The sequence below is a fragment of the Candidatus Parvarchaeota archaeon genome, from assembly GCA_016866895.1.
Lineage (GTDB): Archaea > Micrarchaeota > Micrarchaeia > Anstonellales > VGKX01 > VGKX01.
On the sequence record VGKX01000177.1, the window covers coordinates 1 to 2,280 of the forward strand.

Below are 2,280 nucleotides of genomic sequence, written 5' to 3' on the forward strand. Positions count from 1 at the left end.
GATGCAATCACGCCCGTTGACGCGGATTCTGCCATACACGCCAAACAGATGGTTTACCTAGAACAATACATATACCATATAGTCCCCAAAGAGGGTGATTTTGGGAACACTAAAAAAAACCTGGAGCTTCTCTCAAAAGGCGCCAGTACTGATAAAGAGGCCTTGGCGTATGCGCTTGTTAAGTTCATGGGCATACATGAAAAAGTGGGGGACGAGAAAAGGCACCAGCTCAATCACGTTTCAGGCCTGTTTGAAATAGGACTTAAAAAGGCTGCTGCCGCCAAAATTCCAAATGCCCAGAAGGCATTTGACCTGTACAGGCGCCTTATCGATGACCCTTCAAGGGATGAACCCATACAGATGGTGGTGCTTGACAGAAGAAATGACATTGAGGGCGCTTTACTTGATAAAAACAGGGACGGAACCTATTCCCTCATAGTCGGAGTAATCGCTGAGAAACCATTTGAAGTGTTTTTCAGGCAAAAGGACAACGGGATAGAAATCATCCGCATAACCCCTTACGACAAGGATGCGGCCGAAGCTGAAGGGATAAAGCAGATGCTCTTCGACTTCTCAAAGCCAAAATCAAGGGAGGAGGAGGAAACGCGCTGGGGCTATTCAAACTTTCAGTATTTGATGGACCTGCTTGGAAATGCAATGCAGAAGGCGAAGAAAGAAAAGCTAAAAAATTCAGCTGACGCAGACGCGTCGTTTTTAAGAATCTATGTAGGTTTCAGTTCAGAGGATGCAAGTTTGTTCTATTTGAGGCCAAAGGACAAAACCGCGCTGATTACGGACAAGAAAAACGGCTTCTTTTCAATCACCCTTGAAAACGAATTTGAAATAACATTCAAGGCGTCTGGAAAAGGGCTTCAGGTAACCCAGATTAGCAAGCTTGAGTAGTAAGCAGTCCAGCACAATGTGCAGATTGGCCATTTTGCATGGAATGCTTATATATGGCCTGGCTTGAATATTAGGGACATGCAAGTTCTTGACTTGGGCACCGGCAAAGTTTCAGCCACTATTTTTGCGCCGCACAGGGCAGAAGACAAAAAAAGCGGTGCAGCGGGGAAAAACCCCGTGCCATTTTGGGCCGACGTTTCAGACAAGCAAATCTCTAAGCTTGCGCCCCTTGGCATAACCGACGGGGATGTAATCGAGGCAATGGAGAAAAAATACCCGTGTTATATTGAAAAAAGGCGTTTTACGTCCCTCGTGCTTTTTGAGTCCGACCCTTCCAGCCTGAACTTCACAAGCAGCCAAATAATCGTCTTTCTCTTTGAAAACTTCATTGCCACTGTAAACGCATCTGAAAAAATGGAAGCGTATAAAGTTGACAGGTACCTGGAAAGGCACAGCCAGGCCGGCCTTGGCAACGTTGAACACGCTTTGATTTATCTACTTGGCAGTGTGCTTTGGGGAAATTCCAGGGCATTAGGGGAAATTGAGACAGTGTCCGACAAGATAGAGCAAGTGCTTTCAGTCAAAGATGCCCACCTTAATACACGGGAGGTATTCAGGCTCAAAAGAATCCTGATAAATGCCAACAGGCATTTTTGGAAAAACCGGGAGCTTGTTTTTGACCTGAAAAACTCAAAAGTTGCCCATTTTGACCCAAGCCAGGCTGCGCAGCAGAAACTGGACAGCACCTACAATTCCCTGATATTTGACATAAACACTGCAGAGACTTTGAAGGAAATACTATCGGACACGCTTGATGTCTATCATGCCATTATCTCCAATCGCATAAACAAGACAATCAGGCACCTGACTTTCGTGACTGTAATACTCACAATTGCAGCAACAATATCTGCGTTTCCAAACACAATCGCAACAATTTTTGGAATTCCCTACCTGCCTTTCAAGCCAGACTCAATCCTATTTAGCATTGGCAGCTACCCTGTTTACCCCTGGGAGTTCATTATAGGGATTCTTATCTTCTTCTCAGCCGTCCCGGCCATATTATTCTATATATGGTGGAAAAAAATCAGCAAAACAGGCTAAATATTTTCCAAACCGATAAATTGCAAACACCACATCTATCTATATCCGATAACTTATTATATTGGCTCCGGTGCAATTAACACGGTGCTATTAGTGAATGCCATACCAAATGCATTATTCAAAAGCAAAAACAGGGCGTCTCATGAAAAACCAAGCGGGATAAGAAAAACTTCAAGGACATTTTCGAAAATCCCAATCAGCACGGGCCTTGGGCTTCTAGAGCTTGTGCTGGCTACCCACACAATGCAATTATCCGCCCAGGAAATGCCCTCTGGG

1 protein-coding gene is annotated in these 2,280 nt (G+C 44.7%); it reads left to right on the forward strand.

The features are described 5' to 3' along the window. Positions 1 to 981: 981 nt before the first annotated feature. Entirely contained in the window at positions 982 to 2,004 is a 1,023-nt protein-coding gene (locus FJZ26_05665) for a hypothetical protein (GenBank protein MBM3229895.1), read from the forward strand. Positions 2,005 to 2,280 lie beyond the last annotated feature (276 nt).